The sequence below is a fragment of the Paenibacillus barengoltzii G22 genome (assembly GCF_000403375.2).
Classification (GTDB): Bacteria; Bacillota; Bacilli; order Paenibacillales; family Paenibacillaceae; genus Fontibacillus; species Fontibacillus barengoltzii.
The window spans coordinates 913,543-938,378 of sequence record NZ_KE159652.1; the positions used below are offsets into that span (position 1 = coordinate 913,543).

The window sequence follows — 24,836 nt, forward strand, 5'->3', positions numbered from 1 at the left end:
ATGATTAAGGATATTTGGTGGTTGACGTCCCAAACGCTGCGGAAGACATTCCGCAAACGCAGTAATCTTATTTTATATGTAGCCTTGCCGCTGGCCGGAATCTTATTATCGTTGATGATTTATGGCAACGGGGGAGATGCCGGACTGCGAGTTGGCGTAGTGAATCAAGATGGGGATAAACCAATTGCAACGGATACGATTCGGTTTCTGGAAGGACTGGATCAAATTCGGTTGACGGAAGTGACGGAGGCGGAGCTTCGCGAGCAACTGGCCGCCGGTCAGCTGGACAGCGGTTTGGTCCTGGGTGTCGGTTACTCCGATAGCATCCTTGCCGGGGAGCCTGACCATATCGGAATTCAATCGGTCAAAGGCACAACGGTCACTGCTTACATGAAAGCGATGCTCTACAATTACACTGGGAATTTGGCAGCCCTAAGCCGGGTGGCTCAGGGAGACGAGGCGAAATTCGCCCAGCTTTACGAAGATTATCAACAATCCGGGATTACGTTCACCGTTCATTCGGCTGACAGTTCTGTCGAGCAAAAGCAGGCGATGACGTATCAAACGATTGGCTTTCTCATAATGTTGATGATGATGTCGGCCGTGAATTTGTCGGAGTTGATTCTGAAAAGTCGGGAGGACCGCACTTTCTTCCGCATCATTTCTTCTCCAATCAACGCCAAGCAGTTTGTCATTTCCATCTTAATAGTCAATCTCATTGTGATGGCGGTACAGATTGTGGTTACCTTGTTCTTCCTGGAAGTTGTATTCCACATCGATACCGGGGTGCCGTTTGGACGGATGGCGCTGCTTCTGATGCTGTTTGCGCTCGTATCGATCGGCCTGTCGCTCGTCATCGTCGTGTTCTCCAAGAACAGCGGCATCTCCAGCGCGCTGCAAAATATCATCGTTACGCCAACCTGCTTGCTGGCAGGCTGCTTCTTCCCGAGCGAGATCATGCCGGAAGCAGTGCGGAGAATCTCTGAGTTCATGCCCCAGCACTGGGTGCTTCAGTCGATTGAAAACCTGCAGCAAGGCGAAAGCTTAGCTCAGATCTGGTTTAACCTATCCGTTCTGGCCGCGTTCGCTCTAGTTTTCTTCCTGCTGGCAGCTTACAAGATCGCACGGAACAACGACACGCGTAATTTCGTTTAAAATATTTGTTTTCCCGTGATGCACATCACAGTAACAGTATCAACCTGCTGTTATACTACAGTTAGCCGACATCCTATTTACAAGCACCCCGCCGGACGTATTGGTTACAGAAAGAGTCGACAGCTGTTTCCGTCCAATACGTCCGTGCGTCAAGCCAACTCATTCTGTGAGGCGGCAGGGTGCTTCTTTTTTTTGCCTGTTTTCGGTAAAATGAAAGCTATCACAGATTCTGTTTAGGAGGCTTTCTGATGGACAACTGTTTGTTTTGTAAAATCGTTGAAGGATCGATCCCATCGAACAAGGTGTACGAGGATGATCGCGTTCTCGTTTTTCACGATATCCAACCCGCTGCGCCGGTGCATGTGCTGGTCATTCCGAAGAAGCATATCGCTTCCATGAATGACGTGGCTTCTGAAGATTTTGGTCTGATCGGTGAGATGCATCGCGTTGCACAGGAAGTCGCGAAGAAGCTAGGCGTGGCAGAGAGCGGATACCGGCTGATCAATAACTGCGGACCCGACAGCGGACAAGCGGTCGCACATTTGCATTATCATCTGATTGGAGGCGCCAAGCTGGGCGCATTGGTACAATCCTCTAGCTCCCACGCGCTATAAAACTCCTTTTAGAATTTGGAAGAGAAAAAAGCCGGTGCTCAGGTTGACACCCTATTTCTCTTTCCCCTATAATGAAGTTTGATGAACCGTGTTATGCTCTTGGACGGTCTGGTCGGAGGGAGGGAAAACTGGTGTCTGAAACTAAAGTTCGCAAAAACGAGACAATTGATGCTGCACTTCGTCGCTTTAAACGTTCCATCGCGAAAGATGGAGTATTGGCTGAGGTGAAGAAACGTAAGCATTATGAAAAGCCAAGCGTAAAGCGCAAGAAAAAGTCCGAGGCTGCTCGTAAGAGAAAGTTTTAGGAGGATTTAATCAACGATGAATCTTAGCGAGCGATTGAACGAAGATATGAAGCAAGCGATGAAGAGTCAAGACAAGTTCAAGCTCTCCACCATTCGAATGGTTCGTGCTACGATCAAGAATCTTGAGATAGATTTGAAAAGAACTTTGAACGATAATGAAGTGCTTGATATCCTAAGTCGTGAAATCAAACAGCGCAAAGATGCCCTCCAAGAATTTGAGAAAGCGGGTCGTGACGATCTTGCCGAGCAAGTGAAAGCGGAAGCGGAGATCCTTGCTGAGTACCTTCCCGAACAGCTAAGCGAAGAAGAAATTAAAGTCATTGTACAGCAGACCATCCAGGAAACCGGTGCTTCTTCGAAAGCCGATCTCGGGAAAGTGATGAGTGCACTGATGCCCAAGGTAAAAGGCCGGGCAGACGGTAAGCTCGTAAACCAGACGGTTCAACAGCTTTTGCCATAACTTCGAGAGACAAACACCTTTTACGATGTATTCGTAGAAGGTGTTTTTTCATTTTATATGCCCTATGCAAGCCAAGGTTGCCGTCCTATGCAGCCTTGGCTTTTGCTTTCCCTTTTCCCTTCTCATAAATCCAAGCCGGGCCGCATAATTTGTACAGTAGGGGAAGGAGGATTGCCTCATATGAGCCGGTTTGTCCGCAAAATTCGCAAATGGACGGTCGATGCGCTCGACCTGCCCAGTGATCTTGTATTCGATTTGCCGAGGCTCACCTTAATTGGAGGTCAGCAGCTGTATATAGAAAATCATCGGGGCGTGGTCCACTTCTCTCCCGAAGCGCTGCATCTGGCGCTGAGTGAAGGAACGCTGGAAGTTGAGGGAAGCGGCTTGGTTATTAAAGCTATCATGCCTGAAGAAGTGGTCGTGGAGGGCCGGATCTTCGGCATTAAATATCGTGGAACGGAGGAATGAAGCGTGAAATCACCGGCTTTAAACCAGCTGAGAGGCATCGTTACCGTCACGGTCCGCGGAGGATCGATCGAACAGCTTGTGAATGAGTTATCTCACCAGGGCATCGACATTTGGGATGTCCAGCCCTTGCCTGGGGGGCAAATGAACATGAAGATCGCGCTGCCCGATTTCTTCCGGCTGCGGCCGCTCTTGAAACGGACAGGCTGCCGATTGTCGGTTCAGGGCCGCTCCGGGGTCCCGTTTGTGTTAGGCCGCGTGTGGAAGCGGAAGGGGTTTATCGCCGGATTCGCTTTATTTATTGCGGCGATTTTTTGCTTATCTTCGCTAGTCTGGGATGTCGAGGTGGTGGGCAACAAGGAGATTGCCTCCCAAGACATTCTCCAAGCGGCGCGACAGGAGGGGATTTATCCGTTTCAATGGATTTTTCGTTTGCCTGAGCAGGACAAGCTGTCTGCCGAGCTGAGCCGCAAGCTGCCGGGTACGTCCTGGGTTGGGGTAACTCGTACGGGGACCAAAATTACGATCCAAGTGGTGGAGGCAACGAAGCCTAAGGATCAGAAGCTGGTCAGCCCAAGCCATTTGGTCAGCAAGCATGACGCGGTGATCACCCATATTTATGCGGAGAGAGGTCAGCCGGAGGTCAGGAAAAACGACCGGGTGAAGAAAGGACAAGTGCTGGTGTCGGGATTCCAGGGCGGCAAGCCGATCATGCCCGTAGCGAAGATTCGCGGTATCGTCTGGCACGAGTATAATATCCAAGTGCCGCTGGTATATAAGCAGAAGGTTTATACAGGAGAGCGCAAGCAACGGGGGTATTTATATTTTGGCGATACTGCAATTCAGTTCACCGGTTATGGGAAAGTGAGCTATGCGCAATCCGAGACGATGACGGATCAGGATCCGCTGACATGGCGCGGTTGGAAGCTCCCGATTGGCTGGATGACCGAGAAGGTGATGGAAACGACGGAGCTTGAGCTGAAACGGACGGAAGAACAGGCGAAACAAGAGGGGATTGAGCGAGCAAAACGCGATATTCTGGCGAAATACGGCACAGATAGCGTCATTCTCGATCAAAAAATTTTGCATGAGAAGGCGGACAATGGTAAAGTTTATATAAAAGTGCATTTCGAAGTAGAACAGAACATTGCGGAAGAAGTGCCGATAGTACAAGATCAAGGAGAATGAGGCTATTTGTCGGAACAACTGGTGAACATCAAACTACCGCTTCACAGTGCGGCTGAAGGACTTTCTTTATTTGGCCCTCAGGATTCGTTCCTGAAGTTAATTGAACAGCATTTACCAGCAAGCATTGTTTTGCGAGAATCCGAAATTACCATCCGCGGGGAACAACGCGAAGCGGAGAAGGTAGAGCAGTTGTTTGAGGTATTACTGGAACTGATTCGGAACGGGTATATCTTGACCGAAAGGGACGTTTTATATGCCGTCGATTTGGCCAAGGATTTCCGCGCGGATCAGCTGCTTGATTTATATAAAGGTGAAATTGCGATCACGTATCGCGGCAAGCCCATTCGGGTGAAGACGATCGGGCAGAAGCACTACGTTACGACGATTAAGAAACGGGACGTTGTGTTTGGTGTCGGCCCAGCTGGGACAGGCAAAACATATTTGGCCGTTGTTCTTGCGATTAGCGCGCTGAAGGAAGGCTCGGTGAAACGGATTATTTTGACCCGGCCGGCGGTGGAAGCAGGGGAGAGCCTGGGATTCTTGCCGGGGGACTTGCAGGAGAAGGTGGATCCTTATCTACGTCCGCTGTATGATGCATTGTACGATGTCATGGGACCGGAGCAGACCGCTAAGGCGTTGGAGCGCGGCTTAATCGAGATCGCGCCGCTTGCCTATATGCGGGGCCGGACGCTGGATGATTCCTTTATTATTTTGGACGAAGCTCAAAATACGACACCGGAGCAAATGAAGATGTTCCTGACGCGGCTTGGCTTTGGTTCCAAAATGGTCATTACCGGGGACGTGACGCAAATCGACCTTCCCAAAGGGAAGAAATCCGGTTTGGTCGAAGCGAAGGCAATTTTGAGCGGGATCGAAGAGATCGGGTTCGTCCAATTTGCCGAGTCCGACGTCGTTCGTCATTCGCTGGTCCAGAAGATCATTATGGCGTACGACCGCGCTGCCGAAAACTTAGGGTAAGCTTCTGGGATGTTGTTAGGGTTTACCATGTTCAGGAGGGCTGTCTAATATGACTAATGACGATCAGCAAAAGAAAAGCGCGTTACAATCCAGGTTTGCAGGATGGAAGTATAGCACCAGCGTGCGTTATGTTCTGTTCGCGCTGCTTGTCGTTATGTTCTACGTCAGCTTGGCGCCCAAACTGTTGCCCGAAACGTATGACATTGCGGTAGGTTTGCCAAGCGAGAAGGAAATCTTGGCGCCGATGGACATTCCGGATACGAAGGCGACGCTGAAAGCGCAAGAAGAGGCGGCTGAGAAGGTAGGACAGGTCTATACCATTCTGCCGCTCCGCAATGAAACGCTTGTCGCGCAAATGCTTGACCGGATCTTTCGGTTGAACCAGGACGACCAGGTTTCAGAGGAAGATAAGATCAAGATCTACCGCGAGGAACTGCCGCAGCGGGTGAAGGATCATGTGCAGAATTTCATCATGAACAATCGGAATTCCAGCGTTTATTCGGCGACCTTATTTGAGGAAGTAACTCAGCGCATTGATGAACAGCAATATCACATCTCGGAAGAGACGTTTATCAAAATTCCTCGTTTAACCTCAGAGGATATCAACGCGATGAAGCCGGTTGCTGCGGATATTGTAGCCCGGCTGACGGCGGATCCAATCGTTGAAGCGCAGACCGCACGGGCAAAAGTTGCGGAAATGGTCAGCACCAGCTCCTTAAGCAAACGGACGGCACGCGAGGTCGTACAGGAGCTTGCTCGTCTGTCTATCACCGCAAATAAGTTCTATGATGAAGAGGCAACGAAGGCGGCGAAGGTGGAAGCGCGCGAGAATACGCCTACGGTATATATCAAGCAAGGGGACGTGCTCGTACATAAGGGCGAAAGAATTACCCAGGAAATGTACACGTTGCTTGAGAAGAACGGCCTTCTTAAGGATGAGGTCGATTACTCACCGCAATTGGGGCTTCTTTTGTTGTCATTGCTGATGGCGACCGGGCTGATTATGTTTATTCGTCAATCGGAAGGCGCCAGCCGGTTCAAATACAACAACGCGCAGTTCGTTATGCTGCTGCTTATTATTTTTATCACGATTGCTTCGATGCATGTTATCAACATTCTGCAAAGCGAACAGCAGGCTTTTGTCGGGTATTTAGCCCCGATTGCTACTGGCGCGATGCTGATTACGCTGCTATTGGATTTGCCGCTTGCGTATCTCTGCTCGTTTTTGTTTAGCGTCCTGGCTAGCATCATTTTGAATCAGCGGCAAAGCGAAATTTTTGATTTCCAATTTGGGTTCTTCGCATTGGTGACTTCGTTTGCAGCGATTTTTGCGATTCACCGGGCCAGCCAACGCTCCACCCTGCTCAAGGCGGGGATTATGATCTGCTTGTTTGGCGCGCTGTCGATCTTTGCCCTGCAGCTAATTGATAATCAGGACTGGACGCAAACCAGCACGTTATATGCGCTTGGATTTTCTGTGGCGGGGGGATTGTTGACTACGATTTTGGTCATCGGCTTGATGCCGTTCTTCGAGGTCACCTTCGGCATCCTCTCAGCGCTTAAGCTGGTGGAGTTGTCGAACCCCAACCACCCGCTCTTGCGCAAGCTGTTGACGGAGACGCCGGGGACGTACCATCACAGCGTGATGGTCGGCAACCTGTCGGAAGCGGCCGCCGAAGCGATTGGTGCCAACGGACTGCTGTGCCGTGTCGGCTCGTATTATCACGATATCGGGAAGACGAAGCGGCCGAGCTATTTTATCGAAAACCAGAACAACATGGAAAATCCGCACGACTTTATCGATCCGAAGTTAAGCAAATCGATTATTATCGCCCATGCCCGAGATGGGGTGGAGATGCAAAAGGAATATAAGCTGCCGAAACCGATTCGGGATATTGCCGAGCAGCATCATGGAACGACGTTTTTGCATTATTTCTACCACAAGGCGCTGCGATTAGCGGAGGAGCAAGGCGTCGAGCCGGACTTCACGGAAGATGATTTCCGATATCCGGGGCCGAAGGCTCAATCGAAGGAAGCGGCTGTGGTTGGGATTGCCGACAGTGTTGAGGCAGCGGTACGCTCTCTGCGCAAACCAACAGTAGAGCAAGTGGAGTCCATGATCGAGAAAATTATTAAGAGCCGCTTGGACGATCACCAGTTTAACGAATGTGATCTGACGATGCGGGAGCTCGATATCATCGCCCAAACGTTAAAGGAAACGGTCATGGGCATCTTCCATTCGCGGATTGAGTATCCGGAGGAAGTGAAGAAGAGTAAAGAGAACGAGGAGAAAGACAGGGGGCAAAACGTCAATGGGCCTACAGCTGGCTTGGAGCAATGAGCAAGATAAAATGGAGATCCGTCAGGAGTTGATTGATCTCTTAGAGCGGGTGCTGCAGATCGCAGGACAAGCGGAGGGCATCACGGAAGGCGAAGTGGCACTTACATTCGTGGACGATGAGGCGATCCACGAATTAAACCGCGATTATCGCGGCATCGACCGGCCGACCGATGTGTTGTCGTTTGCGATGAACGAATCGCTGGAGGAAGAGCCGGAAATCGTCTATGAATTGGAAGAAGACGAAGAACTGGACGATATGACCGAAATGCTTGGAGATATCATCATCTCCGTGGAACGAGCCAAAGCGCAAAGCGAGGAGTACGGTCATTCGCTGGAGCGGGAAATCGGATTTCTGTTTGTGCACGGGTTCCTGCATCTGCTGGGTTATGACCATCAAGATAAGGTCAGCGAAGCGGAAATGATGGGTAAACAGGAAGCGGCGCTCGCCGAGGTAGGGCTTGTTCGCTAATGAAGCCGTCGCATCGCTGGAGTTCATCCTTTCGCTATGCGTGGGAGGGAATCGCCACCTCGTTTCGGACTCAACGTCATGTGCGATTCCATTGCGTCGCGGCGGTCATTGTGATTGCCGCGGCGATTGCGTTATCCCTCCCCGCGAGAGACGTAGCCTTATTGTTGCTCGTCATCGCCTTAGTTATTTCTCTTGAGCTCGTTAATACGGCGATTGAAGCCGTCGTAGATCTCGCAGCCCCTGAGTGGCATCGACTTGGCAAGATCGCCAAGGATGCCGCAGCCGGGGCTGTACTGGTCGCTGCGGTTGTTGCCGTAGTGATCGGGATCTTAATTTTTTATGAGCCATTGATGCGTTGGTTGGGGCAGCTGTAAGGTTGGTGCTCCCGATAACGGGCAAATGGACTGTTGAAATTCCCCCGTAACTTATTTTTGCTATGGTTGAAGGAGATGATAGGGTTATGGATTACGGTCAACTCATGAAAGAAGCGATCGAAGCCCGCAAAGCAGCATATATTCCATATTCGGGGTTTGGCGTTGGGGCAGCTCTGCTGGATAGCAAAGGACAGGTTCATCACGGCTGCAATATCGAGAATGCGGCTTATTCCCCGGGAAACTGCGCGGAGCGTACCGCGATGTTCCGGGCGATTGCCGACGGGCATCAACCCGGAACGTTTCAAGCCATCGCCGTGGTTGCCGACACAGAAGAACCGGTTGCGCCTTGCGGGGTCTGCCGCCAAGTGCTGTTTGAGCTATGCGGGCCGGACATGCCTGTCATCCTAGGCAATCTGAAGGGCGACATCCGTCAGACCACGGTACGGGAGTTGTTGCCCTACGCCTTCGGTCCTTCCCATCTGGAGGAACAGAAGTAAGCGGCGGGAGTATCTCTAACGGAACGGAGAGACGTTATTTAGCTGTATAGAGGCGTTTTGGATTTCTAACGGAACGAGGAGACGTTATTACGGACCTTTCGCGGGAATTGGTTGTTGTGAGCGCCGAATAAGAGCTCTGAGTTCCGTTAGCGCGGGAAATTGCCGAGAAATAGGCAAATAAGGTCTCTACGTTCCGTTACGCACGGACGGGTGGAACCAACTGTCGAACCCCAAAATGAACCACTACAGAAACCCGCACAGAATCCAGTACAGATTCTACAGATTCTCACGCAACATGACTTCACAGAACCAACACGGACCGATTCCGACTGAAGAACGGATTAGGTCACATGAAAGGAACTCACGATATGGCAAAAGCAAAATTCAAATCCGGTTTTGTGGCGATTGTGGGACGCCCGAATGTGGGGAAATCCACGCTGATGAATCAGATCATCGGGCAGAAGATCGCCATTATGTCCGATAAACCGCAAACGACGCGGAATAAAATCCATGGCGTCTATACTTCGGAAGAGATGCAGATCGTCTTTCTGGATACGCCAGGGATTCACAAACGGCAATCGAAGCTTGGCGACTACATGAATACGACGGCGCTCAACACCCTTGGCGAAGTTGAAGCCGTATTGTTCCTCGTGGATGCGGCGGAAGGATTGGGCGGCGGAGACCGTTATATCATCGAACGGCTGAAGGATGTACGGACACCGGTCATTCTGGTGCTGAACAAAATCGACCGCGTAGAGCCAGAACAATTGCTGCCGTTGATTGAAGAGTATAGTCAGCTTTATCCATTTAGCGAAATCGTACCGATTTCCGCCATGCTGGGGAACAACGTGAACCGGCTGCTGGAGCAGATCGGCAAATACCTGCCGGAAGGGCCGCAGTATTATCCGGAGGATCAGGTTACGGACCATCCGGAGCAGTTTGTCTGTGCTGAGCTGATCCGCGAGAAAATCTTGCATCTCACCCGCGAGGAAGTGCCGCACTCCATCGCTGTCACGATTGAAGATATGCGCGTACAGGAGAACGGTGTCGTGTACATTTCCGCGGTCATTTTCGTTGAACGCGATTCCCAGAAGGGCATCATTATCGGAAAGCAAGGGGCGCTGCTGAAGGAAGTAGGCAAGCTGGCCCGGCAAGATATCGAGAACTTGCTTGGATCGAAGATTTTTCTTGAGCTATGGGTGAAGGTGAAGAAAGACTGGCGGAACCAAGAACGGATCTTGAAGGACCTCGGGTTCCATAAGGACGCTTAAGGCTAACGTCTAGTTCTAGCTTTATACTGGGAGTTATTGCAACGCATAGATCCCGTTCATGCGCACATCCTATCTTTGTAGATGCAGGCGTCATTTCCGAAGAAAGGGTGAATACGAATGCGAGATTTTTCGTGGAAGTATTTTGCGATGACTGGAGATGTCGATGCTTACTTGCTTTACAAAGAAGCCAGCAGCGCGTATGAGGAGGAGGCTAAGGCTGCTGAAGAGCTGATTCTAGAGGAAGAAGCCGAGTAGTACGGATTTGGTGGGAGAGGCGAGTTTGGGGGAAACGAAATGCTCTACAGGGTGGAAGGAATTGTCATCCGCAGTATGGACTATGGGGAAGGCAATAAAATAATTACATTATGTACCGAAACGAGCGGCAAAATCGGGGTACTGGTGCGCGGCGCCAAAAAGGTGAAGAGCCGCCACGGGGCCCTGACTCAGCCTTTTACACATGGAGAATATGTGTTCTTCCGCCAAAACGGCGGTTTGGGCACCTTAAACCAGGGTGAGATGATTGAGTCTCACTTTTCTTTGCGTGAGGACATTTTTCTCGCGGCCTATGCTTCGTATGCCTGTGAGTTGTTGGACAAGACCCTGCAGGATGAAGAGGTGGGCAGCTTCTGGTTCACTCAGTTGAAGGCTTGCCTGGACGGGTTATCGTCGGGCAAGGACCCGCAGATCGTCATCCATCTCTTCGAAATGAAAATCTTGCAGGCCGCAGGCTACGGACCTTCATTTGAAAGCTGTGTCTCCTGCGGGCGGGTCGACGATTCGCCGTATGTTAGCCCGCGTCTAGGCGGGAGACTTTGCCGATCGTGCCGTCACCAAGATCCGGCCGCGATGCAGGTCACACCGGGCGTGCTTAAATTGCTCATGTTATTTGAGAAAATGGACCTGCGCCGGCTCGGAAACGTCGAGGTAAAGGACGAGACGAAACGGGAGCTAAAGACTGTGATGCGTGCCTTCATGGATATGCAGCTTGGGCTGAAGCTGAAATCCCGTCATTTTCTCGATCAACTGGACAAGTATGAAATTTGACGAACGAGATAAAATTAGTTAATATATAAAAGACTTTCTCCCTCAAAGTGTTATATTCAAGAGGGAGAATTGTGCGTTGAACGGGAAGAGTAGCAAGAAGAAGTCTATGAACCCCTTTTTCTGAGTGATGTTATGGATCAGGAGAGGGAATAAGCGACCGGGGAGGGTGGGAGCCCGGATAGATGGTCTTGTGAAGCGGCAGCCCGGGAGCACAAACCGATCGTGAAAAGCGGATTTGCAGCGATGGTCTCCGATAGGAGGCGGCGGCAAATCAAGTAGGGTGGAACCGCGGGAACTTACAGCTCTCGTCCCTACGTCTGACAGCAGGCGTAGAGGCGGGGGCTTTTTATTTTTCCCTTCTAGCCCATGCTTGCTGAACAAACCTGAAGGTTAGGAGATGAGGTTCGCCATGAGTATCAACTTTCAACAAATGATCTTGACGCTGCAGCAATTCTGGGCAGAACAGAATTGCATCATCGTGCAGCCGTATGACGTGGAGAAAGGGGCCGGTACGCTGAATCCGATGACGTTCCTGCGTTCGATTGGCCCGGAGCCGTGGAATGTGGCTTACGTGGAGCCTTCCCGTCGTCCAGCGGACGGCCGTTACGGGGAGAATCCAAATCGGTTGTACCAGCACCATCAGTTCCAGGTGATCATGAAGCCGTCGCCGGACAATATCCAGGAGATTTACCTGGAAAGCTTGAAGCGGCTGGGCATTAACCCGCTGGAGCATGACATCCGGTTTGTCGAAGACAACTGGGAGCATCCGGGCTTGGGCGCATGGGGCCTTGGCTGGGAAGTTTGGCTGGACGGTATGGAAGTCACGCAGTTTACTTACTTCCAGCAAGTCGGAGGGATCGAAACGAACCCGGTTGCCGTAGAAATCACCTATGGGATGGAACGCCTGGCCTCCTACATTCAAGATAAGGAGAACGTGTTCGAGCTGGAATGGGTGGACGGCACGACATACGGTGATGTTTTCCATCAGGCGGAATATGAGCATTCTAAGTACACGTTTGAAATCTCCGATGTGAAAATGCTGTTTACGCTGTTTAACATGTACGAGCAAGAAGCGAACAAAGCAATGGAGCAGCATTTGGTGTACCCGGCTTACGATTATGTGTTGAAATGCTCGCATACGTTTAACCTGCTGGATGCCCGTGGGGCGATCAGTGTCACCGAACGGACAGGATATATTACGCGGGTGCGGAATTTGGCTCGTCAAGTTGCTGCAACTTATTTGGAGGAACGTGAGAAGCTTGGATTCCCGATGCTTCAGAAAGGGGGTGCTGCACGTGGCTAAGGATCTGCTGTTTGAAGTTGGACTGGAAGAAATGCCGGCCCGGTTCATCCGCGCCGCGATGGAGCAATTAAAGGAGCGGACGGAGAAATGGCTGGAGGAATCAGTCATTCAACACGGAGCCGTTGAAGCTTATGCAACCCCTCGCCGACTGGCTGTCCTCGTCAAAGATGTGGCAGAGAAGCAAGAGGATGTGCATGAGGAAGTTAAAGGGCCTTCGCGTAAAATCGCCCTGGATGAAAACGGGCAGTGGAGTAAAGCAGCACTTGGCTTTGCCCGCAGCCAGGGAGCCAGCCCGGAGCAATTTACGTTCCGTGAGGTTGGCGGTACGGAGTATGTTTATGTCAGCAAAAGCAAAATTGGTGTAGAGACATCGAGTCTTCTTGCTGACGGATTGCTGGGCATTTTGCAGGCGATGAATTTTCCTAAGAACATGCGTTGGGGCAATTACGACTTTAAGTTTGTGCGCCCGATTCGCTGGCTGGTGGCGTTGTTCGGCAAAGACGTCATCGAGCTTGAAATCGCTGGAGTGAAATCCGGTAACGTGACGCGGGGACACCGGTTCCTTGGAACGGAAACCGTCATCGAAGAGCCTGCTGTCTATGTGGAAACACTGCGCAGTCAGCACGTGATCGCAGACGTTAATGAACGTCAAGCTTTGATCCAGAACCAAATCAACGCCTTGGCTAAAGAAAAAGGCTGGCACATCGCCGTGAAGGAAGATTTGCTGGAGGAAGTCCTGTTCTTGGTCGAGACGCCAACGGTGCTGTACGGTACGTTCGAAGAATCGTTCCTGAACATTCCGCAGGAAGTGCTCATTACCTCGATGCGCGAACATCAGCGCTACTTCCCGGTGCTGAATGCGCAAGGCAACCTGCTTCCTTACTTCGTCACCGTGCGTAACGGGAACAACACGTCGCTGGACGTGATTGCCCGCGGGAACGAGAAGGTGCTTCGTGCTCGGTTGTCCGACGCGAAATTCTTCTATGAGGAAGATCAAAAGTTGGCGATTAAAGACGCGCTGTCCAAACTGGAAAGCATCGTATTCCATGATGAGCTTGGCACGATCGGGGACAAAGTGCGCCGCATCCGTCGCAATACCGAGAAGTTATCGGCGATGCTGGGGACGGATACCGGAACAGCAGAAGCTGCCGCGCGTACGGCGGAAATTTGTAAGTTTGACCTCGTAACTCAGATGGTTTACGAGTTCCCTGAATTGCAAGGGGTGATGGGGGAAGATTATGCCCGTAAAGCCGGCGAACCCGAAGCGGTGGCAAGAGGGATCTTTGAGCATTATCAGCCGCGGTTTGCCGATGATGCCGTTCCTGCTTCAACCGTTGGCTCGATTGTCAGCATCGCGGATAAGATTGACACGATTGTTGGCTGTTTCTCGATTGGGATCATTCCAACCGGCTCCCAGGATCCGTACGGCCTGCGCCGTCAGGCTGCCGGCATCGTGCAAATCATCGTGGATCATGAGCTGTCCGTTTCACTTACGGAGATTTTCAAGCTGGCGCTGGAGACGCATCAACAATTCCGCGGGCTGAAACGCAGCGAAGATGAAATCATGAAGGATCTGCTGGATTTCTTTGGCTTGCGAGTCAGAAAGACGCTTTCGGACGAAAACCTCCGCTATGACGTTGTCGACGCCGTTCTGTCGGCGGGCTATGATGATGTTGTCTCGACGGTAGCACGCGGCAAGGCGCTGATGGAAGCGGTAGATGCGAAGGACGAGTTCAAAGCAACCGTTGAATCGTTTGGACGGGTCAACAATCTGGCGGCCAAAGCCACCGGTGAGAAGGTTCGCTCCGATCTGCTCTCTGAACCTGCAGAACAAGCGCTGTACGAGGCATGGCGTTCGGTCTCGGATAAATACCGGGAGACGCTGGCTGCCCGCGACGCGGTTGGTGCGCTGGAACTGATCAGCGGATTAAAAGATGCGATTACCGTGTTCTTTGATGCCGTCATGGTTATGGCGGAGGATGATGCGATCCGGACGAACCGGTTGGCCTTGCTGGCGGCGATTGATGAAGATCTCAAAGCTTTTGCCGATTTCGGCAAACTGGTTTGGGCATAATAGAAGGCAATGAAGCAAAAGTTTGGCTGACGGCTAGCGATGGGCTTGCCGTCAGCCATCCATCGCTATTCAGCAAAAAACGAGAGTTTCACCTGAGTCTTGTTTAGATTCAGGTATTTCGAGGTTATATTGTATTACATGGAGGCGTGGTGGATGCGGATCGTCGTCGATGGGGATTCCTGTCCGGTTAAGGCGGAAATTGCCGAAACGGCTGGCAGATTTGGTGTACCTGTGATTATGGTGGCCTCATATGATCATGTTCTGCAGCCGGAACCGGGCGTGACGGTTGTCCAGGTGGATCGCAGCGGACAAAGCGCGGATATGTACATTGCCGCCCATGTAGAGAAGGGCGATATCGTTGTGACCCAGGACTACGGGCTGGCGGCATTGATCATCGCAAGAGACTGCCATGGGATTTCGCCGCGCGGTGATATCTATCATCCGGGAAATATCGACTATTTGCTCGAACGCCGTCATCACCATGCGAAAGCTAGACGGGCAGGGCATCGCGCTAAGGGGCCCAAGCCTTTTACCATCGAGGATCGTGAGCGGTTTGCCGACGCTTTGTCAAAACTTTTGCTTCGTTTGCAGGAGAATGTATAGTTTTAGCGAATTACTATTTACGTGTCACCCGAGAGCAGCAAAATGTCGGTGTTTTTGACATTTTGAGCAATACTCACGCGTGAAAGATGAAGGTGATTTGGATGAGTACCGGGCGTGGCATTCCGGAGGAAGTCATCGAGGCGGTTCTGCGTCAGCACGATATCGTCGATACGGTCAGCAAGCACGTTCATCTAACGAAGCAGGGGAAGTACTTGAAGGGGTTATGTCCGTTCCATTCGGAGAAGACCCCATCGTTTACAGTCACACCCGAACGCCAAATTTTCCATTGCTATGGCTGCGGCAAAGGCGGAAATGCCATCAAATTCAGGATGGAAATCGAAGGATTAACCTTTCCCGAAGCTGTCAGAATCATGGCGGACGAGGCGCATATCCCTTACGAGGATAAAGGCAGAAGTTACGCCGATACTCCGCGTAACCGGGAGTTGGAAGAGCTGTTGCAGGCCCATGAGTGGTCCTCCAAGCTTTATCATTATTTGCTCAAGAACACCGAATACGGGAAGCCGGCGATGGAATATTTGAAATCCCGCGGCTTTACCGACAAGGCCATCGATACATTCCAGATTGGTTACGCACCCGCCAGATGGGATACGCTCGTCCAGTTTTTGGACAAGAGATCATTTAATTTGGAAACGATGGAGAAGGGCGGATTGCTGTCAGCGAAGCAGGACGGTACCGGTTATGTGGACCGCTTCCGCGATCGGGTCATCTTCCCATTACACAACCGAAACGGCAAAGTCATTGCGTTTGCGGGCAGAGTGCTCGGCGACGGGCAACCGAAATACTTAAATTCGCCGGAAAGCAAGCTGTTTACAAAGAGCCGAGTTCTTTACAATTTGCATCAAGCCAAGAACGAGATCCGCAAGACAGGCCAAATCGTCCTGTTTGAGGGTTACGGCGATGTCATCAGCGCATGGGAAGCCGGAGTTCACAACGGTGTTGCTACCATGGGGACCGCTTTGACGGAACACCATGCGGCGATCATGCGGAGCCTTGCCGATGAGGTGTTGGTCTGCTATGACGGAGACTCCGCCGGTCAGGCTGCAGCCTTAAAGAGCATTCCGATCCTTGAAGGTGCAGGTTTTTCCCAAGTGAAAATTGCAATGCTCAGCGAAGGGTTGGACCCTGATGAATTTATCCAAAAGTACGGAGCCGAGCGGTTCCGTCATCAAGTTTTGGAAGGTGCGGTATCTTCCGTTAAATTTAGGCTTATATATCTGAGAAAAAACCATATACTGCTAGAAGAAGACGGAAAGATCGCTTATATCAAAGAGGCGATGCCGATTATTGCGGCGCTCTCCTCCCCAAGCGAACGCGAAATTTATTTGAAGGAGCTCTCCGCCGAATTGCAGGTGTCCTTCGACAGCTTGAAGCAAGAGTGCAACGAGCTGAGAACAGCTATGCAAAAAAAGGCAAATGCCGGGGATAATAAGCCCGAAAGGTGGAATAATGGTAGGCATAAAAAAGGGCAGGCATCCATGCCGACGTTGCTGCCCGCTTTTCATGTGGCGGAACGGAGACTGCTTTCATTCATGCTTCAGGACGAAGAGGTGTCCCGCTATGTAGGCGAACGCCTTGGGACGAACTTTAACATCGAAGATCATGTGGCGATTGCCGCTTATCTATACGCCTATTATGCGCAAGGGAAACCCCCGGATGCCAGTCGGTTCATTTCCTCGCTTCAGGATGAACGGCTTGAGCAGACGGTCATCTCGATCGCGATGATGGATACACCGGCTGAATGGACCACACAGGAGTTGGACGATTGTATCCGTGAAATTCAAAAGGTGCCGCTGCTGGAGCAGATCAAACGCAAGAAAGAGGAAATGGTATCGGCCGAACGGGCCGGTGACTATTTGCGTGCGGCGCAAATTGCAAGTGAGATTATTGCCCTAGAGAGACAGTAAGACGAACGGACTTTCGATGATGTTTCTAGGGAGGAGGGAGCCAGAAATGACGAATGATCAACATACTGAACTAGAAACGGAACTTACCTTAGAGCAGGTAAGGGATCAATTGATCGAACAAGGGAAGAAAAGATCATCCTTAACTTATAAAGAAATTATGGAGAAGCTTTCGCCTTTCGATCAGGATCCCGAGCAAATGGACGAGTTTTTTGAACAATTGGCCGATCTCGGCATCGACATCACCGGTGACGGCGACGACGATCATCGCAGTCGCGGCGATGGAGACGACTCGCATGACGATGATTTTAATTACGACGACGACCTCTCGCTTCCTCCGGGAATCAAAATTAACGATCCAGTTCGGATGTATCTGAAGGAAATCGGACGCGTCCCGCTGTTGTCGGCGGACGACGAAATGGAACTGGCCAAACGGATCGAGAACGGGGATGAAGAGGCGAAGCGGCGTTTGGCTGAAGCCAACCTGCGGTTGGTTGTCAGCATCGCCAAACGTTATGTTGGTCGCGGCATGCTGTTCTTGGATCTGATCCAAGAAGGAAATATGGGCTTGATTAAAGCCGTGGAGAAATTCGACCACAAGAAAGGCTTCAAATTTAGTACCTATGCCACCTGGTGGATTCGTCAGGCCATTACCCGTGCGATTGCCGACCAGGCCCGTACGATTCGGATTCCGGTTCATATGGTCGAAACGATTAACAAGCTGATTCGGGTATCCCGGCAGCTGCTGCAAGAGCTGGGACGCGAACCAGCACCGGAAGAAATCGCGGCGGAGATGGATCTTAGCGTGGAGAAGGTCCGGGAGATCATGAAGATCGCCCAAGAGCCGGTATCGCTGGAAACGCCGATTGGGGAAGAGGACGATTCCCATCTTGGCGACTTTATTGAAGATCAGGAAGCCTTGGCGCCAGCCGACGCAGCGGCTTACGAGCTGCTGAAAGAACAGCTGGAGGATGTACTGGACACGCTCACTGAACGCGAAGAGAACGTGCTTCGTTTACGGTTTGGACTGGACGACGGACGTACGAGAACCCTTGAGGAAGTGGGGAAAGTCTTCGGCGTCACGCGGGAGCGTATTCGGCAAATCGAAGCGAAGGCGCTCCGTAAGCTGCGCCATCCGAGCCGCAGCAAGCGGTTGAAGGACTTCCTCGAATAGGTGTTAACGCCTGCAATCTTGACCTTCTGCAGCCAAGCAGCAAGGTCATTTTTGTTAAAGCGGCGCTTTATGGACCTTATACTGTCGTGAACGGCTCTGAGTCTGCGAAGCGTCGCCCCTTACTTTTGGAATAATTTCCTTCTTTTTCTTTATTGGTTTTTATTTTACCGTTTTTCCCTGGGCAATGCAAATCGTTGTGCGTTGCTAGATGATGCGATTTGAGATGCCTCGGCACTTGAAGATCGCTTGCTCTTTGGCAGATCTGCTATTATCTATGGGTTAAGAAAAAATGGGTGGTGTAGAGAATCGACATGAATTTGTCAGCTAGATTGCAGCTCATTGCCGACTGGCTTCCGGCGGGATGCCGGTTTGCCGATATCGGATCAGATCACGCGCTGTTGCCCGTGGCTGCCGTGCGCAGCGGACAGGCGGTCTTCGCCGTTGCTGGCGAAGTGAATGACGGCCCGTTGGAAGCGGCCCGCCGCCAGGTGGCTGAGGCCGGGGAGACGGCGCGCATCTCAGTCCGCAAAGGAGACGGACTTGCTGTCATTACCCCCGGGGAGGTGGACGTGATTACCATCGCCGGCATGGGCGGGGCGCTGATCTCCTCCATTCTCGATGCGGGTCAAGCGAAGCTGGCCGGTGTCAAGCGACTCGTGCTCCAGCCGAATGTTGGCGGAGAATTTGTCCGCCGCTGGCTACTTGAGCACGATTGGTATTTGGCGGAAGAGGCGATCCTGGAGGAGGACGGCAAAATTTACGAAGTGCTGATGGCCGAAGCCACGGCGGATGCCGAAGCCCGAAATGCGGAGCTCTACCGGGAACGCCAGCTGGCAGGAGGCCGAGTCAGCTTAACTCGCGAGCTCCTGCTCATGATGGGGCCTCGGTTAACGGCAGCCCCGAATGAAGTCTTTTTCAAGAAATGGAAATCAGAGCTTCGTAAGCTGGAGGGGATTCGCCGGTCGGTGGCTTCTTCGACGTTGGAGGCTTCCCGTCAGAAGGAAGCGGAGCTCACTCGGTTATCGGAGCAGTTAAAGGAGGTGCTGGCATGTTTGCCAAAGGACAAACAGTAGTGCAATACATGGAGCAACTAGCTCCCAAGCATGTGGCGATGGAGGGGGACAAAATTGGCCTCCAACTAGGCAGTCTGCAGAAGGAAATTCGCAATGTGCTTGTGGCATTGGATGTAAATGAGGAGGTTGTGGACGAGGCAATTGCTTTGGAAGCGGATCTGATTGTTGCCCATCACGCCATCATTTACCGTCCGCTGGCTCATTTGCAGAGCGACACGCCGATGGGAAAGGTGTACGAGAAGCTGATCAAAAACGATATTGCGGTATATATCGCGCATACGAACCTCGACGTCACCGACGGCGGGATGAACGACTGGATGGCGGAAGCCTTGGGCATTGAAAGTGCTGATTCGCTTGAAGATGTACATACGGACAACTTGTATAAGCTTGTCGTGTTTGTGCCGAAGGATCATCACGAGCCGGTGCTTCAGGCGATGTTGAATGCTGGAGCAGGTCATATCGGCAACTACAGCCACTGCAGCTTCAATATCGAAGGCTTTGGCACGTTTAAACCCGGAGAGGGGACCGACCCATACATCGGCAGCCAAGGCAAGCTGGAGAGGGTTGAGGAGCTGCGCATTGAAACCGTTGTGCCGCACAGCCTGCGCGGCAAGGTCATTCAAGCGATGCTGAAGCAGCATCCGTATGAAGAGGTAGCCTATGACCTATACCCGATGGATCTGAAGGGGCGCACTTTTGGACTCGGACGGGTCGGGAAGCTCACAGAGCCGGTTACGCTTCGCGACTTCGTGCAGCGCGTCAAGGAACGGCTGGATGTGCCGATGGTTCGTGTTGTTGGAGATTTGAACCGGCCGATTCGCAAGGCCGCGGTCTTGGGCGGTTCCGGCGGGCGGTATTGGAAGAGTGCTCAATTCCGCGGGGCGGACGTACTTGTCACCGGGGACGTCGATTACCATACCGCGCAGGATGCTTGGATGGCCGGAGTTGCCATCATCGATCCGGGGCATAATGCGGAGAAAATCATGAAGCCTCGCGTTGCGGCCTGGCTGACAGAGAAATTAAACGAAGGCAAATATGCGACCCGGGTACATGCTTCTCAGGTTAATACTGAGCCGTTTCGATTCATGTAAACAGGCGGCTAACATTACGAAAACAACGGTCTCCAAAGCTGGCAGGAAACGTAAGGTTTACCGGCAAATCGCTCTTGTCAGCGGACATCAATGTCTGTATACTAACTAGTGTTGCCTTACGAAAGTTTGACAGACAATCGCCGGCGGCTGCAAAGCCGCGGGAGGAAAGTCCGGGCTCCACAGGGCAGGGTGCTGGATAACGTCCAGTCAGCGCGAGCTGAAGGATAGTGCCACAGAAATGGACCGCCGATGGATTTCTCCACTTCGTGGAGGGTCACAGGCAAGGATGGAACCGAGGTGTAAGAGACCCCGAGGAACGCTGGCGACTTCGTTCCTGGTAAACCCCACCTGGAGCAAGACCTAATGGGACGCAGCTTCTTCGCGAAGCGGCCTTTGCCCGAGGCGCGTCCGGGTTGGTTGCTGGAGCCGCTCAGTAATGTGCGGCCTAGATAGATGATTGTCACTCAAGGCGGGAGGGTGGTTCCCGTTATACCGCAACGAGTACAGAACCCGGCTTATGGCAAACTTTCATCACTAAAGGGAACATGACCTATATCAATGTTAAAGCCTCCGCATCGCTTGGGTGTATCCAGCGATGCGGAGGCTTTTGGTTTAGAAAGTTATTTCGCGCGCTCTACTGCGCGATCCATTTTTTGTTGGACCGACTGCGGCCAGAACTGCAGCGGAGCTGCACTGCCGCCAGCAGCCTGCAACGCGGCATAGACGTCGATTTGCCCATATCCATAATATTTGTCCCGTCCTTTGTCCCCTAAATCGATCACGTTCTTCCGGATGATGTCCATGACCTCGGTGTTCTTCAGGTCCGGATTGACCGATCGGATCAGAGCGGCAAGGGCTGCGACGTGCGGGCTCGCCATCGATGTCCCAGATAACGCGGCATACTGATTATCCGGATAGGTGCTGGCAATGCTTTCTCCTGGCGCCATCACGTCGATATAATCGCCGTAGTTGGAGAAGGAAGCTTTTTGCATATTATAGTCGGTTGCTGACACGGACAACACTTCCGGATAAGCTGCAGGGTAACCCGGCCGTTCGGTGTTATCGTTGCCCGTAGCCGCAATCAACACTACATCCCGCTCATAGGCGTATTTAATCGCTTCATGCAAAAATTGAGCGTCGGCGTAGTTGCCCAGGCTCATATTAATCACTTTGGCGCCGTGGTCGGTCGCCCAGATGATGCCTTGAGCCACCGAATAGGTTGTGCCTGAGCCGGATTGATCGAGCGCCTTGACCGGCAAGATTTTACCGCCCCACATCATGCCGGCGATCCCTTCGCCGTTGTTCACATTGGCGGAAATAATGCCCGCCACATGCGTGCCATGACCTACATCATCGGTGGGCTCTTGGTCCGGGTTAATCACATTGTAGCCCTTCAGCAACCGCCCCTGCAGGTCGGGATGCTTTAAATCCACGCCGGTATCTACAACTGCTACAATCACGTCATTGCTGCCCTTGGATAATTTCCAGCCGCGATTCGTTTCAATAATTGGCAGGTTCCATTGGTATTCGGAGAACAGCAGATCGTTTGGAATCTCGGGGGTTTCTTCGGCACCTTTAGGATCGGATACCGGATCGTCCTCATAATAATAGCTTCCGGGGTCGTCCCAAATGCTGTCGCCGGTTTCATTGGTCAGATACAGATAATGCGGCTCGATATACTTCGGCTTCCATTTATTCTGAAAATATTGCTTCAACTGCTGCATGCTCATTGTATCCGAACGGAAAATGTAGGTGCTGTTCAGCTTCCGCGGCGGTTTGCCGGAGATGTCCGCCAACATCTGCTTCATTTGCTCGTCCGTAGGCTTGCTATGGAACGTCACCACGATTTCGTTTTCATAATAATGGCTTGCTTTTTCGTTGTCATGTCCTGTTTTCACCGTGATGTCTTTCAGTGTGTCCGCATGCACCGATTCCACCTTGAACTTGCCTTCCTTCGGATAAGGGATCAACCGCAGGTTTTTATTCTGATGATCTTGCACCCGACCTAAGATCCCGATGTCCATCACCGCGATAATCCCTTGCTTTTTCCCTTTTACCGGCTCTGCGGCAATGAAATATTTTGGCTGCTTCTCCGGGAACGATGGCGATTCATAACTGCTTGATTTGCTTAACGCCTTTTTCGCGTACCCCAAATAGGTGTTGAGTTGCTTGCTTACAGCCGGGTCCGGTTTAAAATCCTCTCGCCGAAACTGCCGGGTTTGCCCTTTCGTGGCATCGTACCAGAGGATCGCCTGAAAATGCTTATGATCCTTCTGCAATTCCCGCGCAGCACGTTGCAGCTTGTCACCTATACTGCCGCCGGAAGAGCTTGCCGCAAGCGAACGAAGATGGCCCCGTGCGTCCATGCGAGATAACCGTTCGGTAGCGGTCATATCTCGCTTCAGCATGCTTTGCTTTAATTTCTGCTCCTCCGCCGGCTTTGGCACGGATAGTTGAGTTACGGAATTCCGCGGAGTCGTCTTGTCATTGTCCGAGGATGGGAAGAGAAGCGAAACCGCAGCTACTGCCGCGGCCCCCGTCAACCCCCAAGCGGCCCATCTGCGCCAGTTCATCAGTAAACCTCCTCGTATAGTATCTTTAAAAAGCTCTTTTAGGTTCATTTCCATCCCCCCGGGGGATGGAAAACAGCCTCCAAATTTCCAGCTTGTTCTTTGAAAATTCCATCAGGGACTGGACTTTCCGGTATGCCTCTGGACAATGGAACGTAGGGTCCATTCGGGGAAATCCTTCTGCCTCCAGTAGCATCGTCTACTCCTTAAGTCTGTTTCTCCGGTACGCGTCTGAGCTTCTTACCCGCTGGCTGTTCCCTTCGGCATCCCATGCCCGGTTTTAGCAGATCCGGGGCAGCTCATGGCCCGAAGTGTGTCCTCATACGCGAGGGTGATAGATCTGCGCGTGCGCCGGAGGCATCCCGGAGCGTCCATTCCCTGAATCCCTAGCGAAAGGAGGAATTTCACTTGAAGCTTTTTGTCGGTATTGACGTGAGCTCGCAAGAGCTCGAAGCGTGTTTCATGAACGCTGACGGTGACAAGCTTGAGACACTCACCGTCAAAAACAATTTGAATGGCGCCTCGCACTTGCGTGACCAAATCGTCGCTGCAGCGGACAAGTTGGCCGTCACCGAGATTCACATCGGCTTGGAAGCCACTTCCGTCTACAGCTGGCACCCTGCCATGTACCTGCATCAGGATCCAGCGCTTCGAGAGCGCAAGGCCAAGGTGTTCACCTTGAACCCCAAGCTCATCAGCAAGTTCAGAGAAGCCTATGCGGATATGGACAAGACCGACCGGCTCGACGCCTGGGTCATTGCGGATCGCCTGCGCTTCGGCCGCCTGACGACCACCATCGTCATGCAGGAGCAGTATGTCGCCCTTCAACGCCTCACGCGCATGCGTTTCCACTTGGTCCATAACTTGGCTCGCGAGAAGCAGTACTTCTTGCAGAACCTGTTCTACAAGTGCAATGCGTTTACAACCGAGGTCGACAGCTCCGTGTTTGGCCATGCGCTCATGGAGATGCTCTCCGAGAAGTTCAGCCTCGATGACATCGCCGAGATGGACGTGGCCGATCTGGCCGACTATCTGCGGGACAAGGGACGCAATCGTTTCCCCGATCCCGAGCGGGTCGCCCGCTGCATTCAGCAAGCTGCCCGCGCCTCCTATCGGCTGTCCAAGGTCGTGGAGGATTCGATTGACCTGGTGCTCGGCACCTCCATCGAATCCATCCGCAGCATCCAGAAGCAGCTCAAGGATCTCGACAAAGCGATCGAGCGGGTCCTCGACGGCATTCAAGGCGCTCAGTGCTTGCTGTCAGTGCCCGGCATCGGCAAAGTCTACGCAGCCGGTCTGCTCGGCGAACTCGGCGATATTGAACGGTTCAAGGATCAAGCCGCCGTCGCCAAGTACGCGGGTCTGACGTGGCGCAGGCACCAGTCCGGCGTCTTCGAGGCGGAGGACACCGCCCGCATCAAATCCGGCAACCGATTCCTGCGCTACTACCTCGTTGAAGCTGCCAACTCGGTTAGGATGCGCGATGAAGAATTCGGTGAATATTACCGGAAGAAGTATCACGAAGTGCCCAAGAATCAACACAAACGCGCCCTCGTCTTAACGGCAAGAAAACTCGTGCGTTTGGTCGATGTGCTGCTACGCAGCGGCCAACTCTACACGCCTCGAAGGAAGGTGAATAGCGCCAAGGATTAACGCCTCCTTTGCCTTAGTCCTTCACGAATTCCCAGTAAAAATCTGGTATCTGACATGGTTTTTGGCTGGGTTTGGTTTGATGCGCCCTTTTTTCGTGACTCCGCGCTCAACAGGCACGGGAAATTTCCAATTCGATTAAATCAACAGCTTGACATCATACCGCTGGACTTTATTATATGTCCAATGTCCATAGCCATAGCGTGAGGTGATGA

The 24,836-nt window shown here is 52.1% G+C and carries 23 protein-coding genes and 1 other RNA gene; 23 read left to right on the forward strand and 1 reads right to left on the reverse strand.

What is annotated here, in order from left to right; all coding sequences use genetic code 11:
• The 22 genes from C812_RS04235 to rnpB all read left to right on the forward strand — a co-directional run bounded on the left by C812_RS04235 (position 1) and on the right by rnpB (position 20,934).
• Positions 1–1,155, forward strand: a complete 1,155-nt coding sequence (locus C812_RS04235) for an ABC transporter permease (RefSeq protein ID WP_016311451.1) — start codon at positions 1–3, stop codon at positions 1,153–1,155.
• 248 nt (positions 1,156–1,403) lie between these two features.
• The gene (locus C812_RS04240; protein ID WP_016311452.1) at positions 1,404–1,769 is read left to right on the forward strand and encodes a histidine triad nucleotide-binding protein; all 366 of its coding nucleotides are present in this window, start codon (positions 1,404–1,406) and stop codon (positions 1,767–1,769) included.
• A gap of 131 nt (positions 1,770–1,900) precedes the next feature.
• Positions 1,901–2,074, forward strand: a complete 174-nt coding sequence (rpsU, locus tag C812_RS04245) for a 30S ribosomal protein S21 (protein WP_005547957.1) — start codon at positions 1,901–1,903, stop codon at positions 2,072–2,074.
• A 16-nt stretch (positions 2,075–2,090) separates the two neighbouring features.
• A complete protein-coding gene (locus C812_RS04250; RefSeq protein ID WP_009225545.1) occupies positions 2,091–2,534 on the forward strand; it encodes a GatB/YqeY domain-containing protein in 444 nt (147 codons plus the stop codon).
• A gap of 180 nt (positions 2,535–2,714) precedes the next feature.
• Positions 2,715–3,002 carry a sporulation protein YqfC gene (yqfC, locus tag C812_RS04255; RefSeq protein ID WP_016311453.1) on the forward strand — a complete coding sequence of 96 codons (288 nt, stop codon included), beginning with the start codon at positions 2,715–2,717 and terminating at the stop codon, positions 3,000–3,002.
• A 3-nt stretch (positions 3,003–3,005) separates the two neighbouring features.
• Entirely contained in the window at positions 3,006–4,187 is a 1,182-nt protein-coding gene (gene yqfD, locus C812_RS04260; RefSeq protein WP_016311454.1) for a sporulation protein YqfD, read from the forward strand.
• Positions 4,188–4,193: 6 nt separating this feature from the next.
• Positions 4,194–5,165: a PhoH family protein gene (locus C812_RS04265; RefSeq protein WP_016311455.1), complete on the forward strand. Its 972-nt coding sequence runs from the start codon at positions 4,194–4,196 to the stop codon at positions 5,163–5,165.
• 49 nt (positions 5,166–5,214) lie between these two features.
• On the forward strand, positions 5,215–7,506 hold the full coding sequence (locus tag C812_RS04270; protein ID WP_016311456.1) for an HD family phosphohydrolase: 2,292 nt from the start codon (positions 5,215–5,217) through the stop codon (positions 7,504–7,506).
• Positions 7,478–7,975 carry an rRNA maturation RNase YbeY gene (gene ybeY, locus C812_RS04275; protein WP_016311457.1) on the forward strand — a complete coding sequence of 166 codons (498 nt, stop codon included), beginning with the start codon at positions 7,478–7,480 and terminating at the stop codon, positions 7,973–7,975. Before C812_RS04270 ends, ybeY begins: the two co-directional genes overlap by 29 nt.
• Positions 7,975–8,349 (forward strand): diacylglycerol kinase family protein, encoded by a 375-nt coding sequence (locus C812_RS04280; protein ID WP_016311458.1) that lies wholly within the window; start codon positions 7,975–7,977, stop codon positions 8,347–8,349. The genes ybeY and C812_RS04280 overlap by 1 nt, the downstream gene beginning before the upstream one ends.
• 86 nt (positions 8,350–8,435) lie before the next feature.
• Complete coding sequence (gene cdd / locus C812_RS04285; RefSeq protein ID WP_016311459.1) at positions 8,436–8,846, forward strand: cytidine deaminase; 411 nt, start codon at positions 8,436–8,438, stop codon at positions 8,844–8,846.
• Between the two features lie 368 nt (positions 8,847–9,214).
• Positions 9,215–10,117 carry a GTPase Era gene (gene era / locus C812_RS04290; protein WP_016311460.1) on the forward strand — a complete coding sequence of 301 codons (903 nt, stop codon included), beginning with the start codon at positions 9,215–9,217 and terminating at the stop codon, positions 10,115–10,117.
• A gap of 117 nt (positions 10,118–10,234) precedes the next feature.
• On the forward strand, positions 10,235–10,372 hold the full coding sequence (locus C812_RS21785; RefSeq protein WP_016311461.1) for a YqzL family protein: 138 nt from the start codon (positions 10,235–10,237) through the stop codon (positions 10,370–10,372).
• Positions 10,373–10,411: 39 nt separating this feature from the next.
• Positions 10,412–11,161, forward strand: coding sequence for a DNA repair protein RecO (gene recO / locus C812_RS04295; RefSeq protein WP_016311462.1), 750 nt, complete (start codon positions 10,412–10,414; stop codon positions 11,159–11,161).
• 415 nt (positions 11,162–11,576) lie between these two features.
• Positions 11,577–12,464 carry a glycine--tRNA ligase subunit alpha gene (gene glyQ / locus C812_RS04300; RefSeq protein WP_028537914.1) on the forward strand — a complete coding sequence of 296 codons (888 nt, stop codon included), beginning with the start codon at positions 11,577–11,579 and terminating at the stop codon, positions 12,462–12,464.
• Entirely contained in the window at positions 12,457–14,538 is a 2,082-nt protein-coding gene (glyS, locus tag C812_RS04305) for a glycine--tRNA ligase subunit beta (RefSeq protein ID WP_016311464.1), read from the forward strand. The genes glyQ and glyS overlap by 8 nt, the downstream gene beginning before the upstream one ends.
• A gap of 153 nt (positions 14,539–14,691) precedes the next feature.
• Positions 14,692–15,141 (forward strand): YaiI/YqxD family protein, encoded by a 450-nt coding sequence (locus C812_RS04310; RefSeq protein WP_016311465.1) that lies wholly within the window; start codon positions 14,692–14,694, stop codon positions 15,139–15,141.
• Between the two features lie 101 nt (positions 15,142–15,242).
• The gene (gene dnaG, locus C812_RS04315) at positions 15,243–17,066 is read left to right on the forward strand and encodes a DNA primase (RefSeq protein ID WP_016311466.1); all 1,824 of its coding nucleotides are present in this window, start codon (positions 15,243–15,245) and stop codon (positions 17,064–17,066) included.
• 46 nt (positions 17,067–17,112) lie between these two features.
• Positions 17,113–18,237, forward strand: a complete 1,125-nt coding sequence (gene rpoD / locus C812_RS04320) for an RNA polymerase sigma factor RpoD (protein ID WP_016311467.1) — start codon at positions 17,113–17,115, stop codon at positions 18,235–18,237.
• Between the two features lie 311 nt (positions 18,238–18,548).
• Entirely contained in the window at positions 18,549–19,310 is a 762-nt protein-coding gene (locus tag C812_RS04325) for a tRNA (adenine(22)-N(1))-methyltransferase (RefSeq protein WP_016311468.1), read from the forward strand.
• Positions 19,286–20,401, forward strand: a complete 1,116-nt coding sequence (locus C812_RS04330) for a Nif3-like dinuclear metal center hexameric protein (RefSeq protein ID WP_016311469.1) — start codon at positions 19,286–19,288, stop codon at positions 20,399–20,401. Before C812_RS04325 ends, C812_RS04330 begins: the two co-directional genes overlap by 25 nt.
• Before the next feature lie 121 nt (positions 20,402–20,522).
• Positions 20,523–20,934: RNase P RNA component class A (gene rnpB, locus C812_RS21490), an RNA gene on the forward strand.
• Positions 20,935–21,021: 87 nt separating this feature from the next.
• Here the strand turns inward: rnpB and C812_RS04335 are convergent.
• The gene (locus C812_RS04335; protein WP_016311470.1) at positions 21,022–22,974 is read right to left on the reverse strand and encodes a S8 family peptidase; all 1,953 of its coding nucleotides are present in this window, start codon (positions 22,972–22,974) and stop codon (positions 21,022–21,024) included.
• Between the two features lie 405 nt (positions 22,975–23,379).
• Between C812_RS04335 and C812_RS04340 the strand changes: the two genes are divergently transcribed.
• On the forward strand, positions 23,380–24,624 hold the full coding sequence (locus C812_RS04340; protein ID WP_016310842.1) for an IS110 family RNA-guided transposase: 1,245 nt from the start codon (positions 23,380–23,382) through the stop codon (positions 24,622–24,624).
• The last annotated feature ends 212 nt before the right edge of the window (positions 24,625–24,836 follow it).